Here is a 19,209-nt window from a genome sequence, read left to right as displayed (position 1 = left end):
GGGGGAGTACCGATGGCAAACCTCAAGGACATCCGCGACCGGATCAGTTCGGTCAAGAACACCCGCAAGATCACCGAGGCCATGCGTCTGGTGGCGGCCGCCAAGGTGCGCCGTGCCCAGGAGCAGGTGCTGCGCAGCCGGCCCTTCGCCGACCGCCTCGCTCGCGTGCTGGAAAATCTCCAGTCGCGCATGCGCTTTGAAGATGCCGATGCTCCCCTGCTGGAGCAGCGCGATGTGGCCACCATTACCCTGATGGCGGTGACCGGCGATCGCGGTTTGTGCGGCGGCTACAACGCCAACATCATCAAGCGCACCGAGCAGCGCGTTGCTGAGCTCAAGGGCCAGGGCTATGCCGTGGATCTGGTGTTGATCGGCCGCAAGGCGATCACCTATTTCCAGAATCGCGCCAGCCAATACACCATTCGGGCCACCTTCACGGGCCTCGAGCAGGTTCCCAAGGCGAATGAGGCGATGGGCATCGCCAACGAGGTGCTGGCGGAGTTTCTCGCCGGCACCACCGACCGGGTGGAGATCATCTTCACCAAGTTCATCAACTTGGTGAGCTCCAAGCCGGTCATCCAGACCCTGCTGCCCCTGGATCCCCAGGGCATTGCTATCCCTGAAGACGAGATCTTCCGTCTGACCACCCGGGATGGTCAGCTGGGTGTGGAAGTGGGTACGGCCGCCAACCCGCAGCCCAAGCTGCCGTCCGACATCGTGTTCGATCAGAGCCCGGATCAGCTGCTCAATGCGCTACTGCCGCTGTATCTGGAAAACCAGTTGCTGCGCTCCCTCCAGGAGGCTGCTGCTTCCGAGCTCGCCAGCCGGATGACGGCCATGAACAACGCCAGCGACAACGCCAAGGCGCTCGCCAAGACCCTCACCCTCGACTACAACAAGGCGCGTCAGGCGGCCATCACCCAGGAGATCCTGGAAGTGGTGGGCGGCGCCGCGGCCATGGCCTGAGCACAGCCTCTTCACGCTGCCGTCAGCGCTCCATCCCCGAACTCCCCGCCACCGCGTGGAGGTCGGGGATTTTTGTGCGCTGCTGCGGCTGAGATGCTGGAGCGGAATCCCTGTGCGTTGTGGAGGAGCCGATGCTCCAGCCGTTGCCTGCCGCTGCCGGGCTGGCGATCGAGACCCTGTTCCCCGTGGCGCTCGGACGGGTGCAGCTGTTGCCCGATCCACTCGAGACGGCGCTTCAGATTCAGGCGATGAATAGCCTCAGAGGTGAGGCTGGCTCGAATCCGGATCCCGGCTGTGCCTGGACGGGGGATCTCAACGGCGTGTGGCAGCTGCAGCGCCATCGCGTCTTTGCGCCCTTGATCGCCGTTCTGGCTGGTCACGCGCAGGCCTACCTGCAGCAGCTCGGCTTTGATCACGCCAAGACGGCCCTGCACATTCAGCGCTGCTGGCCGGTGCTCAGCGAGGCGGGGCAGGTGGTGGGCCGGCACCACCACCCCAATGCCCATCTCAGTGCCATCTACTACCTCAATGGCGATGGCACCGGGCGCAGCGGTTGTCTGCGCCTGTGGCCGAAGCGGCAGATCAACGAGCTGGTGCCGGGCATGGCCGTGGGGCACGGCGGTCCCCTCGCCCCCTCGCCCTGGACCGCTCCCTGGGTGGATGTGGCTCCCCAGGCCGGCCTGCTGCTGCTGTTCCCCAGCTGCCTGGATCACGCCGTGCTGCCCAACGAGGACCCCGACGATCTGCGCTGCTCCCTCAGCATCGATTTCGCTTTGAGCGCACCTGCCGCTGAGGCCGGAGCTACGCCGCCGGAATACCTGGCCCCCCACCCCAGCCAGTGGCAGGAGTTGTGAGCCCGCCCGCCGGGTGCGTGGAGGCGGGCTGGGAAGATGGGGCATCGCAGCTCCGATCCGGCCCCTCCCGTGACCGATCCCCAGACCTTCACGATCACCGCCGCATTTGAAGGCGCCCAGCACACTTTCCCCTGCCGCAGCGACCAGACCGTGCTGGCCGCGGCCGAGGCGGCCGGCGTGCCCCTGCCCAGCTCCTGCTGTTCGGGGGTGTGCACCACCTGTGCGGCGCTGATCAGCGAGGGCAGCGTGCACCAGCCCGACGCCATGGGCGTCAAGGCCGAGCTGCAGCAGCAGGGCTATGCCCTGCTCTGCGTCTCCTTTCCCCTGGCGGATCTCAAGCTCCAGGCGGGGATGGAGGACGCCCTCTACGAAGCCCAGTTCGGCCAATACCAGAAGTGAGCAGCTCGGCGCTCAGCCTGCGCCCCGTCACCTTGCGTCTCCCCCGCGGCCCCGGCTCGCTGCTGGTCCAGATCGAAACCGCCCTGGCGGCTGAGGGGCAGCCGTTGCGCTGGGCGATCGTCGCGGTGGAGCCGGCCGCCGATCCCCAGGCGGGACCCGGGGGTGCGGTGCTGACGATTGAAGCGGTGGTGCTGGCATGACGGCCTCCCGGCCCCTGCCCACGCTGCTGGTGATTCCGACCGGCATCGGTTGCGAGCTCGGCGGCTACGCGGGCGATGGCCTACCCGTCGCCCGCTTGCTGGCGGCCGCCAGCGGCTGCCTGATCACCCACCCCAACGTGATGAACGGGGCGGCCCTCTACTGGAGTGACCCGCGCATCCACTACGTGGAGGGGTCGGCGTTGGATCGTTTCGCCGCCGGGGCCCTGGCGTTGCAGCCGGTGCGCCGGCAGCGGGTGGGACTGCTGCTCGATGCTGGTATCGAAGAGGAGTTGCGCTGGCGCCACCTGCAGGTGGCTGAGGGTTGTCGCGCCAGCCTGGGCCTGGAGATCGGCCCGGTGGTCAGCACCGATGCGCCCCTTGAGGTTTCCTTGCGCCAGGGGGCCAGCGGCGCCAGCTGGGGGCAGCTCGGCCGCCCCGATGCCCTGCTGCGGGCTGGCCGGCAGCTGCAGGCGGCTGGGGCCACGGCCATCGCCGTGGTGGCCCGCTTTCCGGAGGATCCCGGCAGTGAGGCCCTGGCGGCCTATCGCCAGGGCTCTGGCGTGGATGCCCTGGCCGGCGCCGAAGCGGTGATCAGCCATCTGCTCAGCCGGGAGCTGGGGATCCCCTGCGCCCATGCGCCGGCCCTCAGCCCGCTGCCGCTGGATCCCGATCTCGATCCGCGGGCGGCGGGGGAGGAATTGGGCTACACGTTTCTGGCCTGCGTGCTGGTGGGCTTGAGCCGGGCGCCCGATCTGGTGCCGCTGGCAGCTGGTGCGTCCGCGCCCTGGGCAGCGGGTGCAGACCTGCTGCAGATCGGTGACGTGGGGGCCGTGGTCGCACCCGCAGGAGCCCTCGGCGGTGCTGCCGTGCTGGCCTGCGCTGAGCGCGGCATTCCCGTGATCGCTGTGCACAACCCCTGTGTGCTGGCGGTCTCGGCCGAGGCCCTGGGGCTGGAGGTGCTGACGGCGGACAGTTATGCGGCAGCGGCGGGGTTGTTGGTGGCCCTGCGGGAGGGGATCAGCCCCGCCGCCCTGGAGCGGCCCCTGCCCCGCCTGCGCTAGTCACTGCAGGCAGGCCATCGGGTGCCGGGGTGTCACCCCCAGGGCCCTGGCCACGCCCGGGTGGCACACGGCCCCAGCCGCGGTATTGAGGCCCGAGAGCAGCTCGGGGCGATCGGTGACGGCCTCCACCAGGCCCCGCCCAGCCATCACCAGGATGTAGGGCAGGGTGACGCTCACCAGCGCTTCGGTGGAGGTGTAGGGCACGGCGCCGGGCATGTTGCCGACGGCGTAGTGCTGCACGCCGTGGAGGGTGTGCACCGGATCGGTGTGGGTGGTCTCGCGGCTGGTGGCAATGCAGCCCCCCTGATCGATCGCCACATCGACGATCACCGAGCCAGGCTGCATCTGCTGCACCAGCGCTTCACTCACCAGGGTGGGAGCGCGGCCGCCGGCCGTGAGCACGGCGCCGATCAGCAGGTCGGCCTGCGGCACCAGGCGTTCGATCAGGCTGCGGTTGCTCACCAGGCTCACCAGGCGCCCGCGGCGGTGGGCCTCCAGGCTGCGCAATTTCTGGGGCGAGCGGTCCAGCAGAAACACCTCCGCGTCCATCGCGGCGGCGATCCGGGCCGCATTCCAGCCCACACTGCCCGCCCCCAGCACGACCACCCGGGCCGGCCGCACCCCCGTGCAGCCCCCCATCAGGATGCCGCGCCCGCCGTGGGGTTTTTCCAGCAGGTGGGCCCCCACCTGGGCGGCGATGCGGCCGGCGATCTCGCTCATCGGCGCCAGCAGGGGCAGGGAGCCGTCGTCGAGCTGCACCGTTTCGTAGGCCACCGCTGTGGTGCCGGCCGCCAGCAGGGCCCGGCCCACATCGGGATAGGCCGCCAGATGCAGGTAGGTGAACAGCACCAGGTCGGGGCGCAGGAAGGCAAATTCCTCCGGCTGGGGCTCCTTCACCTTCACCACCAGGTGGGCGGCCCAGGCCTCCTCTGCGCTCACCAACCGGGCGCCGGCGGCGGCAAACTGCTCGTCCGTGAATCCTGCCCCCAGGCCAGCGCCGGCCTGGATGCGCACCTCCATGCCCTGGTTCACCAGGTCGCCGGCGGCGTCGGGTGTGAGGGCCACCCGCTGCTCATCGCGCTTGATTTCCGCTGGCACGCCGATGCTGGCCATTGGTGCCGTGTGGCCCGCGCCGGGGCTGGGGGCTGCCATGGATCAGCTACGCAAACGTCCCTCCAGATTGGCGGCGGCGATCGGCATCCGCCAGCCACTGCCAAACGACCGGCTGCCGATCTTGAGCAGGGGCGGGGCCTGGCGCCGCTTGAATTCGGCCCGGCGCAGCAGCGCCATCACCCGATGGGCCAGCTCGGCCGGGGTGCCGTCGGCGATCAGCTCCTCCGGGCTTTGCAGGTGTTCGATGTAGCGGCGCAGGATCGGATCGAGCACGGCGTAGTCGGGCAGCGAATCGCTGTCGCGCTGATCGGGCCGCAGCTCGGCGCTGGGCGGCTTCTCGCGGATGGCCTGCCCCACCAGCTCGCCATCGGCCGGCAGCCCCAGCGCGCGGCGGCAGGGGCCGGCGGCAGGGCTGTCGAGCCAGGCGCAAAGGGCAAACACGGTGGTTTTGTAGAGGTCGCCGATCACCGCCAGGCCACCGTTCATGTCGCCGTAGAGGGTGCAGTAGCCCACGGCCAGCTCACTTTTGTTGCCGGTGGAGAGCAGCAGCTGGCCCTGCTGGTTGGCCACCGCCATCAGCAGGGTGCCGCGGATGCGCGACTGCAGGTTTTCGGCGGCCAGGCCGGCGGGCGGGCCGGCCAGCACCGGCGTGAGGGCGGCGTCGAAGCCGGCCATCAGCGGGGCGATGGGCGCGATCTGGGTGGTCAGCCCCAGCCGGGCGGCCAGGGCCTGGGCGTCGCGCAGCGACCCCTCCGAGCTCCAGGGGGAGGGCATCAGCAGACCCTGCACCCGCTCGCCCCCCAGGGCGGCGGCGGCGATCACGGCCACCAGGGCCGAATCGATGCCGCCGCTCAGCCCCAGCAGCGCAGCGTGGAAGCCGCATTTGCGGGCGTAGTCGGCCACGCCCAGCACCAGGATGCGGAACAGTTGCTCGAGCGGCTCGGGCACCGGGGTGAGCAGGAGGGCGTCCGGGTGGGGGGTGCTGGGGGCGGCGTTGGTGGCGGTGCGGTCGGATGGGTGTTGGAGATGTGGTTCTTGTTGTGGTCCTTTTTTGGAGGATGCCGGGGAGGGTTGGCAGCAGGACGCGGGATCCCAGGTCAACACCTGCTCGCGGCCACAGGCCAGCTGGCAGACCACTCCACGACCCGCCTCCACTGCGCTGCCGGCATCCACACCGCCACCGGGATCCACCACGAAGCTGGCGCCGTCGAACACCAGCTCGTCGTTGCCGCCCACCTGGTTGACGTAGACCACGGGGCAGCCCAGCCGGGTGGCGGCACGGCGGGCCAGGCTCTGGCGCAGGGCCACTTTGGCCTGGCCAAAAGGGGACGCCGAGAGGTTGAGCAGCAGGTCGATGTGGTGCGGGAGCAATTCGGCGACGGGATCGGCTCCAGCCAGGCGGTGGCCCTGCAGGTCCTCCTCCACCCAGAGGTCTTCGCAGATCGTCAGCCCGAGGCGCCAGTGGCGGCCACCCTGCTCCAGCTCGAGCAGGCTCGGCTCGCTGGCGGCGCAGAAGTAGCGCTGTTCGTCGAAGACGTCGTAGGTGGGCAGCAGCCGCTTGCGGGCCACCACCCGCCAACTGCCGGCTTCCACCAGGGCCACGGCGTTGAACAGGTTGGGCAACGCCGCCGCGCCATTGGGTTCGGCGATGCCCACCAGCACGGCCAGCTGGGGCAGCTCCTCCGCCAGGGCGTCGGCCAGTTGCTGCAGCACAACACCCTGCTGGGTGATCAGGCTCGGCCGCAGCAGCAGGTCGCGCGGCGGGTAGCCCCAGAGCGAGAGCTCGGGGGTGACCACCAGGCTGGCCCCCTGGGCAGCAACCTGGTGGCAGGCCGCCAAAATCCGCGCGCCGTTGCCCGCCAGGTCGCCCACCAGCGGATTGAGTTGGGCCAGGGCGAGGCGCATCAGGGGCTTTCGAGGTGGCGGTCGAGGCGGCGGGTGTGGCTCGAGCGGGTCAGCCCATAGAGATTGTGCTCCAGCAGCAGCGGCATCAAGGCGGCGGGGATCTGGCTGGGGTCTGGGTTCTGGCGCACCGCCGAGCTGGCGGTGGCGGGCACCTCCAGGTTGAGGCTGATCACCCGGCCGCCGAGGGCCTCGAGCGCCTCGACGCTGCCCGGCTGCAGGGGCCAGCCGGCCCGGGGGGCGATGGCCAGCAGGCAGCGCTCCAGCACCGCCTGGGCCTGCTTCCAGCTGGGGATCTGGGGAGCCAGATCGCTGCCCACCACAAACACCAGCTCGCGGCCGGGCCAGCACGCCGCCGCCCGATCCAGGGCGGTGATCGCCCACGGGCTGCTCAGCTCCTGCCGGTGGCTGAGCCGGGGGTTGCCGATGGCGGCCACCAGTTGGCCGAGCAGGGCCGCCCGCTGCTCTAGGGGCGCGCCGTGTTGCTTGTGGGGGTTGTCGCTGGCCCAGGTAATCACCGTGGGATAGAGCTGCAGCAGCCCCTCCAGCAGGGCCTGGTGGCCGCGGGTGGGCGGATCGGCGCTGGTGCCGAACAGGGCGACCGGGCCTTCGCCAGCCTCGACGGCCCCAGCCTCAACGGACCAAGTGCTCACGGCAGCAGAGCCTGCAGGTTGGCCGGTGGCTCGGGGCGATCGCCCAGCCACAGGCGCGCCTGGGGATCGGTGCGGGCTAGGCGGCGCAGCAGGGCCCCGGGGCGCCCTCCCCGTTGGGCGCCCCGCAGCAGTTCGGCGGCCGCCAGCCGGCCCGTGAGCCGGGTGGTGTGCACAGCCAGGGCCGCCTGGGCCAGGGCCACCGGCGCGGCCGGCGCCAGGCTGAGCCCGCCGGTGAGCGGCGCCGCCAGCAGCAGCAGCTGGCGCAGCGCCCCCAGCAGCAGCTGGATGCCGAGCTGGGCGCCCCCCAGCAGGGCGTTGTGGCCCGAGAGCCGCCGTAGCAGTTGGCGGGCGCCGGCACCGTGCATGGGCAGGCCGTAGAGCTGGCAGAGCTGCAGCACCAGGGCGGTGTCGCAGGCCAGGCCGCCGGCCAGATCCAGCAGCACCAGAGGGTTGGCGGCCACGCCCGTGGCCTTGAGGGCGGCGAAGCGGCCGATTAGGGATTGGGCGGCCTGGCGGCTGGCCCCCAGACGCCAGCGCTGCAGGACCTGGTGGAAGCGGTCGGCGGCGCCGAGAGAATTGAGGGCCAGCAGTAGCGCTCCGTGCTGCTCCAGCAGCTGTACCAACGCCTGGCGCAGCGGTGCCACCCGGGGCGGCTGGGGGACGCTGCGCACCCGGCCATCGGCCAGCAGCTCGGGCTGGCGCGGTGCAGCGGCCACCGGGATCAACTCCAGGTGCCGGGCGGCGGCGGGCAGGCGCCGCTGGATGCTGGCGATCAGCTCGGCTTGCTCCGCGTCGCTCCAGCAGTCGCAGCGGTTGAGCACCAGCAGCAGCGGCTTGCCGCTGGCCAGTAGGGGCGCGAGGGCGTCGTGCTCGACGCTGGTGAGGTCGCCATCGAGTACAAGCAGCACTAGGTCGGCGCCCAGGGCCACCCGGGCCGCTAGCCGAGCCCGGGCTGCAGCGGCAATTTCATCGATGCCGGGGGTGTCCACCAGTTCCACCCGCTGCAGGCCAGCAATCGGCTGATTCCAGGCCCGGGCGGCCTGGTGGCGGGTGCAGCCATGGGCCACGTCGGTGGCGAAGGCCGCCTCCCCTAGCAGGGCATTGAGCAGGCTCGACTTGCCCACCCCCACCCGGCCGAACACGGCCACCCGCAGGCAGCGTTGGCGCAGGCGCTCCAGCTGGCGATCGAGGGCCTGGCGCTGGCCGTCCAGCTGGCTTTGCTCGCGGCCACTCAGCGTTAGCTGGCGGCGCCACTGCTCCAGCAGCTGTTGGCAGCGCTCAGGGGTGGCGGGCACCGCAGTTGCGCCAGCGGTGGGCCTCATGGCCGGGCTCCCTCGGCGGCGGGTTGGGGCCGCCGCCACCAGCCCGCCAGCACCGCCAGCACCGCCTCGGCGCCGATCACCCCCACAAAGCCGCCGAATTCATCCACCACCACCCGCACGCCGGTGCTGTTGCGGCGAAAGCCGGTGAGCAGCCGGTCGGCGCGGATCATCTCGGGCACGTAGTCGACCGGCTCGCTCAGGGAGGCAGCACTGCGGGCCCCATCGCCCTGAAGCAGGGCCGTGAGCAGCTTCTCGCGGCTGGCCACCCCCAGCACCTCATCCACCTCCTCGCCGAGCACCACCCACCACTCGGCGTTCTGGGCCAGCAAGGCATCGCGCAGCTGGTCGAGGCTGGCGGCCCCTTCCAGGGTGGGGGCCGCGACCCGCGGCGTCATCAGGTCGCGGGCGGTGAGGTCGTTGAGCTGGAACACCTTGGCGATCATCGCCGCCTCATCGGCTTCGATCTGGCCCTTCTGGGAGCCCAACCGGGCCAGCAGGCGAATTTCCTCCTCGTCGGTGCTGATTTCGTTTTCGGCGGTGATCGCTGGCAGCAGCCGCTCCAGCAGCAGCACCAGCGGCAGCATCAGCTGCGCCACCACCGCCAGGGCCGGTGCACTGCCCAGGGCCACCGGCAGGGCCAGGCGGCTGCCCAGGGCCTTGGGCAGGATCTCGCCCAGCAGGATCACCAACACGGTGAGCCCCACTGAAAACAGCGGCAGGGCGATGCCTTCGATGCCCTGGCGGCTGAACACGGTGGCGGCATAGCCGCCCAGCATCAGGCTGCCGAAGATGTTGAAGCCGTTGTTGGCGATCACCAGCACCGAGAGGGTGCGGCCTAGTCGCTGCCGCAGCTGCTCCAGGCGCCGGGCGCCGCGTACGGGCCGGCTGCGGGCCGCCAACTCATGCACGCGCACGGGGTTGACCGTGAGCAGGGCCGCTTCCACCCCCGAGCACAGGGCCGATCCGGCGATCACCACCACCACCAGCAGCGCCAGGGCGAGCAGGTCGTTCATTCCGCCGCGTGACTGCAGGCCATGCACCTATTCAATCGTCCCTGCCAACGCCTATCGCCAACGTCTGCAGCGCCGACTGCTCCAGACTGGCGCCCAGCCAGGCCCCCAGACCGTTACCCATGCTCGATCTGTCGATCTTTGCCCAGCGGCGCACGCGCTTCTTCGAGCTGTTGGGGGAGGCGGCTGCGGTGATTCCGGCGGCGCCGCTCGTCACCCACCACGCTGACTGCGAGTGGCCCTTTCGCCAGAACAGCGACTTCTGGTATCTCACCGGTTTCGATGAACCGGATGCGGTGGCGCTGTTTCTGCCCCACCGGCCCGAGGGCGAACGCTTTGTGTTGTTTGTGGCCCCCAAGGAGCCCAGCGCCGAGGTGTGGAACGGGTTCCGTTGGGGCACCGAAGGGGCGGTGGCTGAGTTTGGTGCCGATCTGGCCCATCCCCGCAGCGAACTGGAGCAGCGGCTGCCCCACTACCTGAAGGGTGCTGAGGGCATCGCCTTCCGCGTCGGCCGGCACCCCAAGGTGGAGCCGTTGGTACTGGCGGCTTGGGCCGGTCAGCTCGATCGGGCCCCCCGCAGCGGCTCGGCTGCCTTTGGTCTGGTGGCCCCCTGCCCGCTGCTGCACGACCTGCGGCTGCGCAAGGGGCCCGAGGAGCTGGAGCGGATGCGGGAGGCGACGCGCATCTCCGCTGAAGCTCACGAGCTGGCCCGTCAGGTGGTGCGACCCGGCCTCAACGAGCGCCAGGTGCAGGCGGTGATCGAGCAGCACTTCATGGAGCAGGGGGCCCGTGGCCCCGCCTACGGCACGATCGTGGCCGGCGGCGACAACGCCTGCGTGCTGCACTACACCGCCAACAACGCCTCCCTGCGCGACGGCGACTTGCTGCTGATCGACGCCGGTTGCTCCCTGGGCGATTACTACAACGGCGATATCACCCGCACTTTCCCGGTGGGCGGCCGCTTCAGTGGCGAGCAGCGGGCCCTGTATGAGCTGGTGCTGGCGGCCCAGGAAGCGGCGGTGGCGTCCGTGGCGCCGGGGTTCACGTCCGAGGGCGTGCACGACACGGCCGTGCGTGTGCTGGTGGAGGGGTTGCTGGAGCTGGGCCTGCTGACGGGCGATCCCGACGGGATCATTGAGCAGGGGGCCTATCGCCACCTCTACATGCACCGCACCGGCCACTGGCTGGGGCTCGACGTCCATGACGTGGGCGCCTATCGGCTGGGCGAGCACCACGTGGAGTTGGAGCCGGGCATGGTGCTCACCGTCGAGCCAGGCCTTTACGTGAGCGATCGCCTGCCGGTGCCCGACGGCCAGCCCGCCATCGATGAGCACTGGAAGGGGATCGGCATCCGCATCGAAGACGACGTGGCTGTGACTGAACATGGCCACGAGAACCTCACCGCCGCAGCCCTGAAGGCGCCGGCGGCCCTGGAGCGCTGAGGATCAGGGCAGGGCATCAGCCCATCTCTGGATGACCCGCAGCCCATCAATCTGCTGAAAATGCACGTCGAAGCTGAACAGGACGGATCCCATCTCAACGGCACTGGCGGCGATCCAGATGTCATTGGTGGGAATGGGTCGACCCTTGCGGCGTAGGTCTCGGTAAATCAGCGCATAGGTGTCGGCGGTGGCCAAGCTGCAGGGGCAGTGGTCGACGCGCCCTGAGGCCAGAAACTGGCTGAGTTCCTCACGGTTGCGGGCTTCGCGCGTGCCGCAGGCGAAGCCCGCCAGCAGTTCTCCGATCACGGTGCTGCTGATCAGCAGCCTGTCGGCACGTTGCACCAGCTCCACGCAGGGAAGAAGGCCCCGCTTAAACCCGGTATAGGCATTGGTGTCCAGGGCAATGGGCCGCATGGCTCAGGCCCAGAGTTCCGGGTCGATCTGTTCGAGGGGGGCGATGGCCGCGCTGAAGGCATCGCTCTCTTCCTCAGACCATGTGCCAGCCAGGTCGTCCAGATCTTGATGCTGGTTGTTCGGTGCGGACGGCTCTCCTGTCAAGCGCCGCAGCACGAGGCGATTGAGGCTGATGCCTTGCTGGCGGGCCTGCTCCTTCAATTGGTTCAGCTGGGCCTCATCCAGGCCGCGAACACTGATGGCTGGCATGGCTGATAGCACTATCTGATTGCAAGCTAGTTCAGCTTGATGGCATCCAGGCGCTTCAGGCGGCTCAGAAGTTCCGTGGTGCTTGCAAGCACCGCATCAGCGCCGGCCTGCCGCAGGCGCGCCTCGTAGGCGGCTCGCGCTTCCGGCTGGCCGTGCAGGTGGGGCGGGGCCACCGCCAGGCTGAGGAAGCGCTGACCAGGGCACTGGGCGCGGGCCCGCTGCACGGTGCGCACATCGGCCACGGTGTCGCCCAGGTAAACCACCGCAGGCGCTTCGGGCCCGAGCACTCCCCCCGCCAGCGGGGCGGCCAGCCGCAGCAGGCCGGTGGGATCCGGCTTATCGGGCGCATCCCCCATGGCGATCAGGGGCGGATCGCTCAGGGCCAGGCGGGTTTGCAGCACATAGCGGCAGGAGGGCGGTTCGGCACCGCTGACGAAGCCGTAGGCCAGATCGGCCGCCGTTAGGGCGGCAAAGAAGGACGGCTGCACCAGCAGCGGCTCGTCGCCGATGAACCCCCGCCATTGGCTGGGGTCGCCCTCGGGATCGCCGCCGAAATAGAAGGCTTCGAACACGGCCACCAGTGCCTCCAACGCCGGCAGAGGTGTGTGGCCTGTCCGCCGCAGCAGCTCCAGCGACGCCTCCCAGTCGTTGTTCCAGCGGCCTTCGCTCTTGAGCGCGTCGATGGCAGTCGGCTCTGGCCGCTGGCCGGCGTAGTGGTGCACCGTTTCCACGATCGACCGGCGGTAGCTGGCGCTCACATCGCGGATCACGCCGTCGATGTCAAACAGCACAACGGCCTGGGGGGGGCTTGGCATCCGCGGTGCTGGCGACATCAGGCTTGGGCGTCGCGCTCGAACTGGGCGCTGGCGGCGGTGGTGGCCTCGCAGCTGAACAGGGCTGCGGCCAGCTCCGGGCTGATCGTGAAGGTGTTCAGACCGGCGCCCGCCAGGCGGGTGAGATCGTGGGGCTGGCGCAGACTGGCCACCAGCAGTCGAACGCTTGAGCCAACGCCATCAAGGCTGCGCTGCATGGCGATCACCTCCGCCACGCCATCGCGGCCCTGGTCGTTGATTCGGCCCAGGTAGGGGGCGATGTAGGCGACCCCCAGGGCGGCGGCGATCAACACCTGGTGGGGCTCGTAGCAGGCGGTGAAGGTGATGGGGATGCCGGCGCGCGTGAGGTCGCGAGCCGCCGCCGCGCCCTCCAGGGTCACGGGCAGTTTCACGGCGATGCGGCCGGGGGCCAGTGCCGCAAGGGCCTGGCCGCACTGCAGCATCTCCGCTGCGTTGGCGCCCCAGGCCTGCAGGTGCAGTTCGGCGATGCCATGGGCCAGGGCCACGCGGCTGAGCTCAGCCAGGCCGTGGAGGCTGCAGGGCTGGTTGGCCCGGCGCAGCAGGGTGGGATTGGTGGTGACGCCGTGGAACAGGCCGCTGGGCAGCCACTGCTGCCAGGCTTGCGGATCGGCCGAATCGAGGAACAGGCGCAAGGCCATGGCCGGGGAGCAGGCCGGTGACCGGCGGAGCGGCTGGTAGGTTAGTTGTTTGACGTGTTGCCTTGAGCGCCGACCCCATGACAGCCACCGAGAGCGCTCCAGGCGCTGATGTGACCGATGCGCCCGAAGTGGCGGCGGCCGCTGAAGACACCACCACCCAGGGGCGTCCGGTGATGCGTGGTGGCAGTGCTGCTCTGGCCACTGCCACTATCGACGAAGACGGCGTTCCTTCCGGTTACACCCCGAAGGCCGACGAAGGTCGCTTCCTGCTCAAGATCCTCTGGTTGCCCGACAACGTGGCTTTGGCTGTTGACCAGATCGTGGGTGGCGGCCCCAGCCCACTCACCTCCTATTTCTTCTGGCCCCGGGAAGATGCCTGGGAAACCCTTAAGTCTGAACTCGAGGGCAAGAGCTGGATCACCGACAACGAGCGCGTTGAGGTGCTCAACAAGGCCACCGAGGTGATCAACTACTGGCAGGAAGAGGGCAAGGGCAAGAGCCTCGACGAGGCCAAGCTCAAATTCCCCGATGTCACCTTCTGCGGGACCGCCTGATCGGTCGTTTTAGTCAGCCACACTGGCAAGCCGCTTAATCATTCCTGCGCCCCTCAGGGGGCGCTTTTTTGTGGTTGCTGTGCGGATGTTGTCGTGTGTGGATCGCGCCCACCTGCCTGCTTAGCTCCCTTCAAAAAGCGCCCCGGGGTTAGGGCGCTCAGTGGAGATGGGAGATGAGCTCCCGGCTGAACTAGCCCGCCTTGGTGGCCTGGAAACGGGCACGGGCCGTGGCCAGGGCCTGCAGTGCCTTCGCCTTGTTGGCACTAGTGGCTTGGCCTTCGAAGGCGGCGGCAGCACTTTGGGCGGCCTCAAAGGCTGCTTCAGCCGAGGCGGCATCAATGCTGCTGCCGAGTTCAGCACCGTTAACCAGCACCGTCACCTCGTCAGCTTCCACTTCGGCGAAGCCACCCATCAGGGCGATCGTCGACCAGGCACCGCCGGAGCGCAGGCGCATCACGCCGGTGTCCAGCGCGGCCAGCATGGTGACGTGGCCCGGCAGGATGCCCACCTGTCCGGTGGTGCTGGGCAGGATCACCTCTTCAGCGGTTCCGTCAAAAACGCTCTGATCGGGGGCCAGAACGCGCAGGGTGAGACTCATGGGTAGGGGTCCTCAGGAGGGAGAGGGGATCAACCCTTGGCGTCGGCGAGGATCTTGGCAGCCTTGGCCTTCACCTGGTCGATGTTGCCCACCAGATAGAAGGAGGCTTCCGGCAGGTCGTCGAGTTCACCGGCAAGGATCATGTTGAAGCCCTTGATGGTGTCGTCGAGCTTCACGTATTCACCCTTCTGGCCGGTGAAGATCTCAGCCACAAAGAAGGGCTGGGAGAGGAACTTCTCGATCTTGCGGGCCCGGTCCACGGTTCGGCGGTCGTCTTCCGACAGTTCGTCCAGACCCAGAATCGCGATGATGTCCTGGAGCTCCTTGTAGCGCTGCAGGGTGGACTGCACAGCGCGGGCGGTGCGGTAGTGCTCATCACCCACTACGGCGGGCTGCAGCATGGTGCTGGTGGAATCCAGCGGATCCACAGCGGGGTAGATGCCCTTGGAGGCCAGGCCGCGGCTCAGCACGGTGGTGGCGTCCAGGTGGGCGAAGGTGGTGGCCGGAGCCGGGTCAGTCAGGTCGTCGGCGGGCACATAGACGGCCTGGATCGAGGTGATCGAGCCTTCCAGGGTGGAGGTGATGCGCTCTTGCAGCATGCCCACGTCGGTGCCGAGAGTGGGCTGGTAGCCCACAGCCGACGGCATGCGGCCCAGCAGCGCGCTCACCTCGGAGCCGGCCTGCACGAAGCGGAAGATGTTGTCGACGAACAGCAGCACGTCCTGCTTGTTTGCATCGCGGAAGTGCTCCGCCATGGTGAGCGCCGACAGGCCCACACGCATGCGGGCGCCGGGGGGCTCGTTCATCTGGCCGTAGCAGAGCGCCACCTTCGACTTGGAGAGATCGTCGGGATTGATCACGCCCGACTCCTTGAACTCCTCATAGAGGTCGTTGCCTTCGCGGGTGCGCTCACCCACGCCGGCGAATACGGATACGCCGCCGTGCTCTTTGGCGATGTTGTTGATCAGCTCCTGGATCAGCACGGTTTTGCCCACGCCGGCGCCGCCGAACAGGCCAACCTTGCCGCCCTGGCGATAGGGGGCCAGCAGGTCGATCACCTTGATGCCGGTCTCGAACACCTTGGGCTTGGTTTCCAGCTCGGTGAGGCTGGGGGCGGGCCGGTGGATGGAGGCGGTCAGCTTGGTGGTGACGGGGCCCTGCTCGTCGACGGGCTCGCCGAGCACGTTGAAGATGCGGCCAAGGGTGGCTTCACCCACTGGCACGGAGATCGGGGCACCGGTGTCGAGGGCTTCCATGCCCCGCACCAGGCCGTCGGTGGTGCTCATGGCCACGGCGCGCACCCGGTGGTCGCCCAGCAGCTGCTGCACTTCAGCCGTCAGGGCCACTTGCTGGCCCGCCGAGTTCTTGCCCTCGATCCGAAGCGCGTTGTAAATCTTGGGCAGCTTGCCGGCCGGGAATTCAACGTCGAGAACCGGGCCAATCACCTGCCGGACGATGCCTTTGGTGCCGGTGGCGGTAGCAGCTGCCATAGGGAAGGAAGACGCAAGGAGTGCTGAGGGGGAACCATCCCACCTGAAGCGGCGCAACCTTACCACCGCCTCTAACCCGCCTCCAGGGGTTCGGTCACCCGCACAGCGCGGGGCTGGCCAGCCCGCCGTGTGCCCGCATAGGTTGGCACTCATCGAGCTTGAGTGCTAAATCGCCTTTTCGGCGCACTTCAGCTCGCAATCCTGTGGCGTCTCAGGCGCCATGCCGTTGCTTTCGCAATTCATCCATGGCTGCTGTTTCTCTCAGCGTCTCCACGGTTAAGCCCCTCGGAGATCGCATTTTCATCAAGGTGTCCGAATCGGAGGAGAAAACCGCCGGCGGCATCCTGTTGCCCGACACCGCCAAGGAAAAGCCCCAGGTGGGTGAGGTGGTGCAGATCGGCCCCGGCAAGCGCAACGATGACGGCAGCCGTCAGGCTCCCGAAGTCAGCGTGGGCGACAAGGTGCTGTACAGCAAGTATGCCGGTACCGACATCAAGCTCGGCAGCGACGAATTCGTGCTGCTCTCCGAGAAGGACATTCTCGCGATCGTCAACTGAGCCCTAACGGCTTGGGCTGACTTAGATCCTGTCCATTCAGATTCAACCCTATAAGGACATCGCCTTCCATGGCTAAGCGCATCATCTATAACGAGAACGCCCGCCGGGCTCTCGAAAAAGGCATTGACATCCTGGCCGAAGCCGTTGCTGTCACCCTCGGCCCCAAGGGCCGCAACGTGGTGCTGGAGAAGAAGTTCGGCGCCCCCCAGATCGTCAACGACGGCGTCACCATCGCCAAGGAGATTGAACTCGAGGACCACATCGAGAACACCGGTGTGGCCCTGATCCGTCAGGCCGCCTCCAAGACCAACGACGCCGCCGGTGACGGCACCACCACCGCCACGGTCCTGGCCCACGCCATGGTCAAGGCCGGCCTGCGCAACGTGGCCGCCGGCGCCAATGCCATCAGCCTCAAGCGCGGCATCGACAAGGCTTCCGACTTCCTCGTCAAGAAGATCGAAGAGCACGCCAAGCCGATCTCCGACTCCAGCGCCATCGCCCAGGTGGGCACCATCTCCGCCGGCAACGACGAAGAGGTGGGGCGCATGATCGCCGATGCCATGGACAAGGTTGGCAAGGAAGGCGTGATCTCCCTGGAAGAAGGGAAGTCGATGACCACCGAGCTGGAGGTCACCGAGGGCATGCGTTTCGACAAGGGCTACATCTCGCCCTACTTCGCAACCGACACCGAGCGCATGGAAGCGGTGCTCGAAGAGCCCTACATCCTGCTCACCGACAAGAAGATCGGCCTGGTGCAAGACCTGGTGCCCGTGCTGGAGCAGATCGCCCGCACCGGCAAGCCTCTGCTGATCATCGCTGAGGACATCGAGAAGGAAGCCCTCGCCACCCTGGTGGTGAACCGTCTGCGCGGTGTGCTGAACGTGGCGGCTGTGAAGGCGCCTGGTTTTGGCGATCGCCGCAAGGCCATGCTCGAGGACATCGCCGTTCTTACCAACGGTCAGCTGATCACCGAGGACGCCGGCCTCAAGCTGGAAAACGCAAAACTGGAGATGCTGGGCACAGCCCGCCGCATCACCATCAACAAGGACACCACCACCATCGTGGCCGAGGGCAACGAGGTGGCCGTGAAGGCCCGCTGCGAGCAGATCCGCAAGCAGATGGACGAAACCGACTCCTCCTATGACAAGGAGAAGCTGCAGGAGCGTCTGGCCAAGCTGAGCGGCGGTGTGGCCGTGGTCAAGGTGGGCGCTGCCACCGAAACCGAGATGAAAGACAAGAAGCTGCGCCTGGAAGACGCCATCAACGCCACCAAGGCGGCCGTTGAGGAAGGCATCGTTCCTGGTGGTGGCACCACCCTGGCCCACCTGGCTCCCGCCCTCGAGGAATGGGCCAAGGCCAATCTCTCTGGCGAAGAGCTGATCGGTGCCACGATCGTGGCGTCCTCCCTCACCGCTCCGCTGATGCGCATCGCCCAGAACGCTGGCGTCAACGGCGCCGTGGTGGCTGAAAACGTGCGCAACAAGCCCTTCAACGAGGGCTACAACGCCGCCACCGGCGAGTATGTCGACATGCTGGCTGCCGGCATCGTCGATCCCGCCAAGGTGACCCGCTCTGGCCTGCAGAACGCCGCCTCGATCGCTGGCATGGTGCTGACCACCGAGTGCATCGTGGCCGACCTGCCCGACAAGAAGGAAGCAGCTCCTGCCGGCGGCGGCATGGGCGGCGGTGACTTCGACTATTGATCGAAGCAGGCCAGCCTGATCACTTCAGGCCAGCCTCCTGTCTTCTGATCACTGTCACTGAGGAATGGGGAGAGTGAGGGTTTACCCTCCTCTCCCTTTTTTGTGGCATTCGCTGAATCGTGGGGGTGTTTTGATTGAGCTGCATGTTTTGGAGGCGCTCGACGCTCTGCTCTGGTTGCGGTCGGCTGAGCAGGTGGAGCGGCGCTATGGCACCACCGAAACCACCACGAGCCGTTACCGCAAACGCTGTCTGCAGTTGTTTGGGCTGGCGATGGAGCGTCGCCACGGCGAATGGGAGCTGATCGGTGACACCAGCCTGTTGCTGCGGGAGCGGCACGTGCATCAGGAGGCCCGTTGGCGCGGCTACAGGCCGCTGCGCCTGGAAGCCACCTACTGGTCGGCGCCGTTGCTCAGCAGCCCAGCCCCGGAGGGATGGCTGTTGGGGGCGTCAAACATCGTGGGGGTGCGGCGCACCTTACAGCTGGTGGACGAGCGCGTCGTTGATGCCCTGATCACGGGATTGCCCGATCTGCCCACCAACCGCAACCCTGATCAGCATCGAAGCGATTGCCGAGTTTCCCTCCCTGGCTCTGCCGGAGGGCTCCTACCCCCTGGTGGAGCAGGCCTTGCGCAGCCTGGGCCTCTGGAACGACGGCGTGCGCATGGCCCGCTACCGCCGCGATCTCTGGGAAGGACGGGCCGAGCAGGAGCTGGTGGTGGGCTATGGCACCGCGCTCAGCTTGGCGGTGAGCGGCGACTCGCTCTGTCGCTTGCCCCTGCAGTTGCCCTTTGCTTCGGGCGACCTGATTACCCATAAGCCTCCGCAACCCTGAGAGCCCCCTCTGTGACTGGCTTGCAGCAGCAAACAGCATTGGCAATGCGTTCTGTCATCGCAGCCATTGCAAAGCGTCGGTTGAAGCGGAAGCAGAAGCCGCCCAGGTAGCGCCGAGCGTACTTGTCAAAGTTGAAGGCATGGAAGGTGCCGTTGAAGCCGGTCTTGAGGTTGCCCAGCACAGTGTTGATCCAACGGAACTGCGGTAGCTCGTTGGGGTGCTTGCCACCGGTAACAACCGCCTTGTGGTGGCAGTTGGCCGTGGTCACGGCGCGGAAGCAGGCCAGGCCATCGGAGAGCACCTGGCTGCCTGGTGCCAGATGGTGTTTGGCCCAGTCAGAGATCGCTTCTGAGCTGAAGCCACTTACGGCGGTGATCCTGACGTGAATTGGATGGCC

At 68.0% G+C, this 19,209-nt stretch carries 22 protein-coding genes; 10 read left to right on the top strand and 12 right to left on the bottom strand.

Annotated elements, in window-relative coordinates; translation table 11 throughout:
- The first annotated feature begins 12 nt into the window (after positions 1-12).
- The 5 genes from CJZ78_RS10890 (at position 13) to CJZ78_RS10870 (ending at position 3,480) form a co-directional block, all read left to right on the top strand.
- Positions 13-966, top strand: a complete 954-nt coding sequence (locus CJZ78_RS10890) for a F0F1 ATP synthase subunit gamma (protein WP_094561351.1) — start codon at positions 13-15, stop codon at positions 964-966.
- 131 nt (positions 967-1,097) lie between these two features.
- Entirely contained in the window at positions 1,098-1,820 is a 723-nt protein-coding gene (locus tag CJZ78_RS10885; protein ID WP_094561373.1) for a TIGR02466 family protein, read from the top strand.
- Positions 1,821-1,856: 36 nt separating this feature from the next.
- Positions 1,857-2,219, top strand: a complete 363-nt coding sequence (locus CJZ78_RS10880) for a 2Fe-2S iron-sulfur cluster binding domain-containing protein (RefSeq protein WP_198953888.1) — start codon at positions 1,857-1,859, stop codon at positions 2,217-2,219.
- Positions 2,220-2,251: 32 nt separating this feature from the next.
- Positions 2,252-2,419, top strand: coding sequence for a hypothetical protein (locus CJZ78_RS10875; RefSeq protein ID WP_198953887.1), 168 nt, complete (start codon positions 2,252-2,254; stop codon positions 2,417-2,419).
- Positions 2,416-3,480, top strand: a complete 1,065-nt coding sequence (locus CJZ78_RS10870) for a DUF3326 domain-containing protein (RefSeq protein ID WP_094561349.1) — start codon at positions 2,416-2,418, stop codon at positions 3,478-3,480. Before CJZ78_RS10875 ends, CJZ78_RS10870 begins: the two co-directional genes overlap by 4 nt.
- Here the strand turns inward: CJZ78_RS10870 and ald are convergent, their stop codons facing one another.
- Genes ald through CJZ78_RS10845 form a run of 5 tightly spaced genes read right to left on the bottom strand, consistent with a single transcriptional unit; the run spans position 3,481 to position 9,483 of the window.
- Entirely contained in the window at positions 3,481-4,632 is a 1,152-nt protein-coding gene (gene ald / locus CJZ78_RS10865) for an alanine dehydrogenase (RefSeq protein ID WP_094561348.1), read from the bottom strand.
- Between the two features lie 3 nt (positions 4,633-4,635).
- The gene (locus CJZ78_RS10860; protein ID WP_094561347.1) at positions 4,636-6,498 is read right to left on the bottom strand and encodes an NAD+ synthase; all 1,863 of its coding nucleotides are present in this window, start codon (positions 6,496-6,498) and stop codon (positions 4,636-4,638) included.
- The gene (locus CJZ78_RS10855) at positions 6,498-7,148 is read right to left on the bottom strand and encodes a nicotinate-nucleotide adenylyltransferase (RefSeq protein WP_094561346.1); all 651 of its coding nucleotides are present in this window, start codon (positions 7,146-7,148) and stop codon (positions 6,498-6,500) included. Before CJZ78_RS10855 ends, CJZ78_RS10860 begins: the two co-directional genes overlap by 1 nt.
- Positions 7,145-8,470, bottom strand: coding sequence for a GTP-binding protein (locus CJZ78_RS10850; RefSeq protein ID WP_094561345.1), 1,326 nt, complete (start codon positions 8,468-8,470; stop codon positions 7,145-7,147). The genes CJZ78_RS10855 and CJZ78_RS10850 overlap by 4 nt, the downstream gene beginning before the upstream one ends.
- On the bottom strand, positions 8,467-9,483 hold the full coding sequence (locus CJZ78_RS10845) for a CNNM domain-containing protein (RefSeq protein ID WP_094561344.1): 1,017 nt from the start codon (positions 9,481-9,483) through the stop codon (positions 8,467-8,469). Before CJZ78_RS10845 ends, CJZ78_RS10850 begins: the two co-directional genes overlap by 4 nt.
- A gap of 119 nt (positions 9,484-9,602) precedes the next feature.
- Here CJZ78_RS10845 and CJZ78_RS10840 point away from each other — a divergent pair, with 119 nt between their 5' ends.
- A complete protein-coding gene (locus tag CJZ78_RS10840) occupies positions 9,603-10,922 on the top strand; it encodes an aminopeptidase P N-terminal domain-containing protein (RefSeq protein ID WP_094561343.1) in 1,320 nt (439 codons plus the stop codon).
- A gap of 3 nt (positions 10,923-10,925) precedes the next feature.
- Here CJZ78_RS10840 and CJZ78_RS10835 read toward each other — a convergent pair whose 3' ends face one another.
- Genes CJZ78_RS10835 through CJZ78_RS10820 form a run of 4 tightly spaced genes read right to left on the bottom strand, consistent with a single transcriptional unit; the run spans position 10,926 to position 13,077 of the window.
- Positions 10,926-11,336 carry a type II toxin-antitoxin system VapC family toxin gene (locus CJZ78_RS10835; RefSeq protein ID WP_094561342.1) on the bottom strand — a complete coding sequence of 137 codons (411 nt, stop codon included), beginning with the start codon at positions 11,334-11,336 and terminating at the stop codon, positions 10,926-10,928.
- 3 nt (positions 11,337-11,339) lie between these two features.
- On the bottom strand, positions 11,340-11,585 hold the full coding sequence (locus CJZ78_RS10830; protein WP_094561341.1) for a hypothetical protein: 246 nt from the start codon (positions 11,583-11,585) through the stop codon (positions 11,340-11,342).
- Between the two features lie 26 nt (positions 11,586-11,611).
- Positions 11,612-12,400 (bottom strand): TIGR01548 family HAD-type hydrolase, encoded by a 789-nt coding sequence (locus tag CJZ78_RS10825; RefSeq protein WP_094561340.1) that lies wholly within the window; start codon positions 12,398-12,400, stop codon positions 11,612-11,614.
- 17 nt (positions 12,401-12,417) lie between these two features.
- Positions 12,418-13,077: a transaldolase family protein gene (locus CJZ78_RS10820; protein ID WP_094561339.1), complete on the bottom strand. Its 660-nt coding sequence runs from the start codon at positions 13,075-13,077 to the stop codon at positions 12,418-12,420.
- 77 nt (positions 13,078-13,154) lie between these two features.
- Here CJZ78_RS10820 and CJZ78_RS10815 point away from each other — a divergent pair, with 77 nt between their 5' ends.
- A complete protein-coding gene (locus CJZ78_RS10815) occupies positions 13,155-13,631 on the top strand; it encodes a 30S ribosomal protein PSRP-3 (RefSeq protein WP_369802055.1) in 477 nt (158 codons plus the stop codon).
- Positions 13,632-13,821: 190 nt separating this feature from the next.
- On the opposite strand, the gene atpC is transcribed toward CJZ78_RS10815, so the two are convergent.
- A complete protein-coding gene (gene atpC, locus CJZ78_RS10810) occupies positions 13,822-14,229 on the bottom strand; it encodes an ATP synthase F1 subunit epsilon (RefSeq protein WP_094561337.1) in 408 nt (135 codons plus the stop codon).
- 29 nt (positions 14,230-14,258) lie between these two features.
- Positions 14,259-15,719 carry a F0F1 ATP synthase subunit beta gene (atpD, locus tag CJZ78_RS10805; RefSeq protein WP_094561336.1) on the bottom strand — a complete coding sequence of 487 codons (1,461 nt, stop codon included), beginning with the start codon at positions 15,717-15,719 and terminating at the stop codon, positions 14,259-14,261.
- Positions 15,720-15,964: 245 nt separating this feature from the next.
- Here atpD and groES point away from each other — a divergent pair, with 245 nt between their 5' ends.
- The 3 genes from groES (at position 15,965) to CJZ78_RS10790 (ending at position 18,812) form a co-directional block, all read left to right on the top strand.
- On the top strand, positions 15,965-16,276 hold the full coding sequence (groES, locus tag CJZ78_RS10800) for a co-chaperone GroES (protein ID WP_094561335.1): 312 nt from the start codon (positions 15,965-15,967) through the stop codon (positions 16,274-16,276).
- A gap of 68 nt (positions 16,277-16,344) precedes the next feature.
- Positions 16,345-17,979, top strand: coding sequence for a chaperonin GroEL (groL, locus tag CJZ78_RS10795; RefSeq protein WP_094561334.1), 1,635 nt, complete (start codon positions 16,345-16,347; stop codon positions 17,977-17,979).
- A 614-nt stretch (positions 17,980-18,593) separates the two neighbouring features.
- Positions 18,594-18,812, top strand: a complete 219-nt coding sequence (locus CJZ78_RS10790; RefSeq protein ID WP_094561333.1) for a hypothetical protein — start codon at positions 18,594-18,596, stop codon at positions 18,810-18,812.
- On the opposite strand, the gene CJZ78_RS10785 is transcribed toward CJZ78_RS10790, so the two are convergent.
- A partial coding sequence (locus CJZ78_RS10785; RefSeq protein ID WP_143592912.1) for an IS1595 family transposase occupies positions 18,787-19,209 on the bottom strand: 423 nt, incomplete at its 5' end. The genes CJZ78_RS10790 and CJZ78_RS10785 overlap by 26 nt on opposite strands.

The sequence above is a fragment of the Synechococcus sp. 8F6 genome, from assembly GCF_002252665.1.
GTDB lineage: Bacteria > Cyanobacteriota > Cyanobacteriia > PCC-6307 > Cyanobiaceae > Cyanobium_A.
Note: the sequence above shows the minus strand (reverse complement) of the source record. Positions and strands in the feature narration are given on the sequence as shown.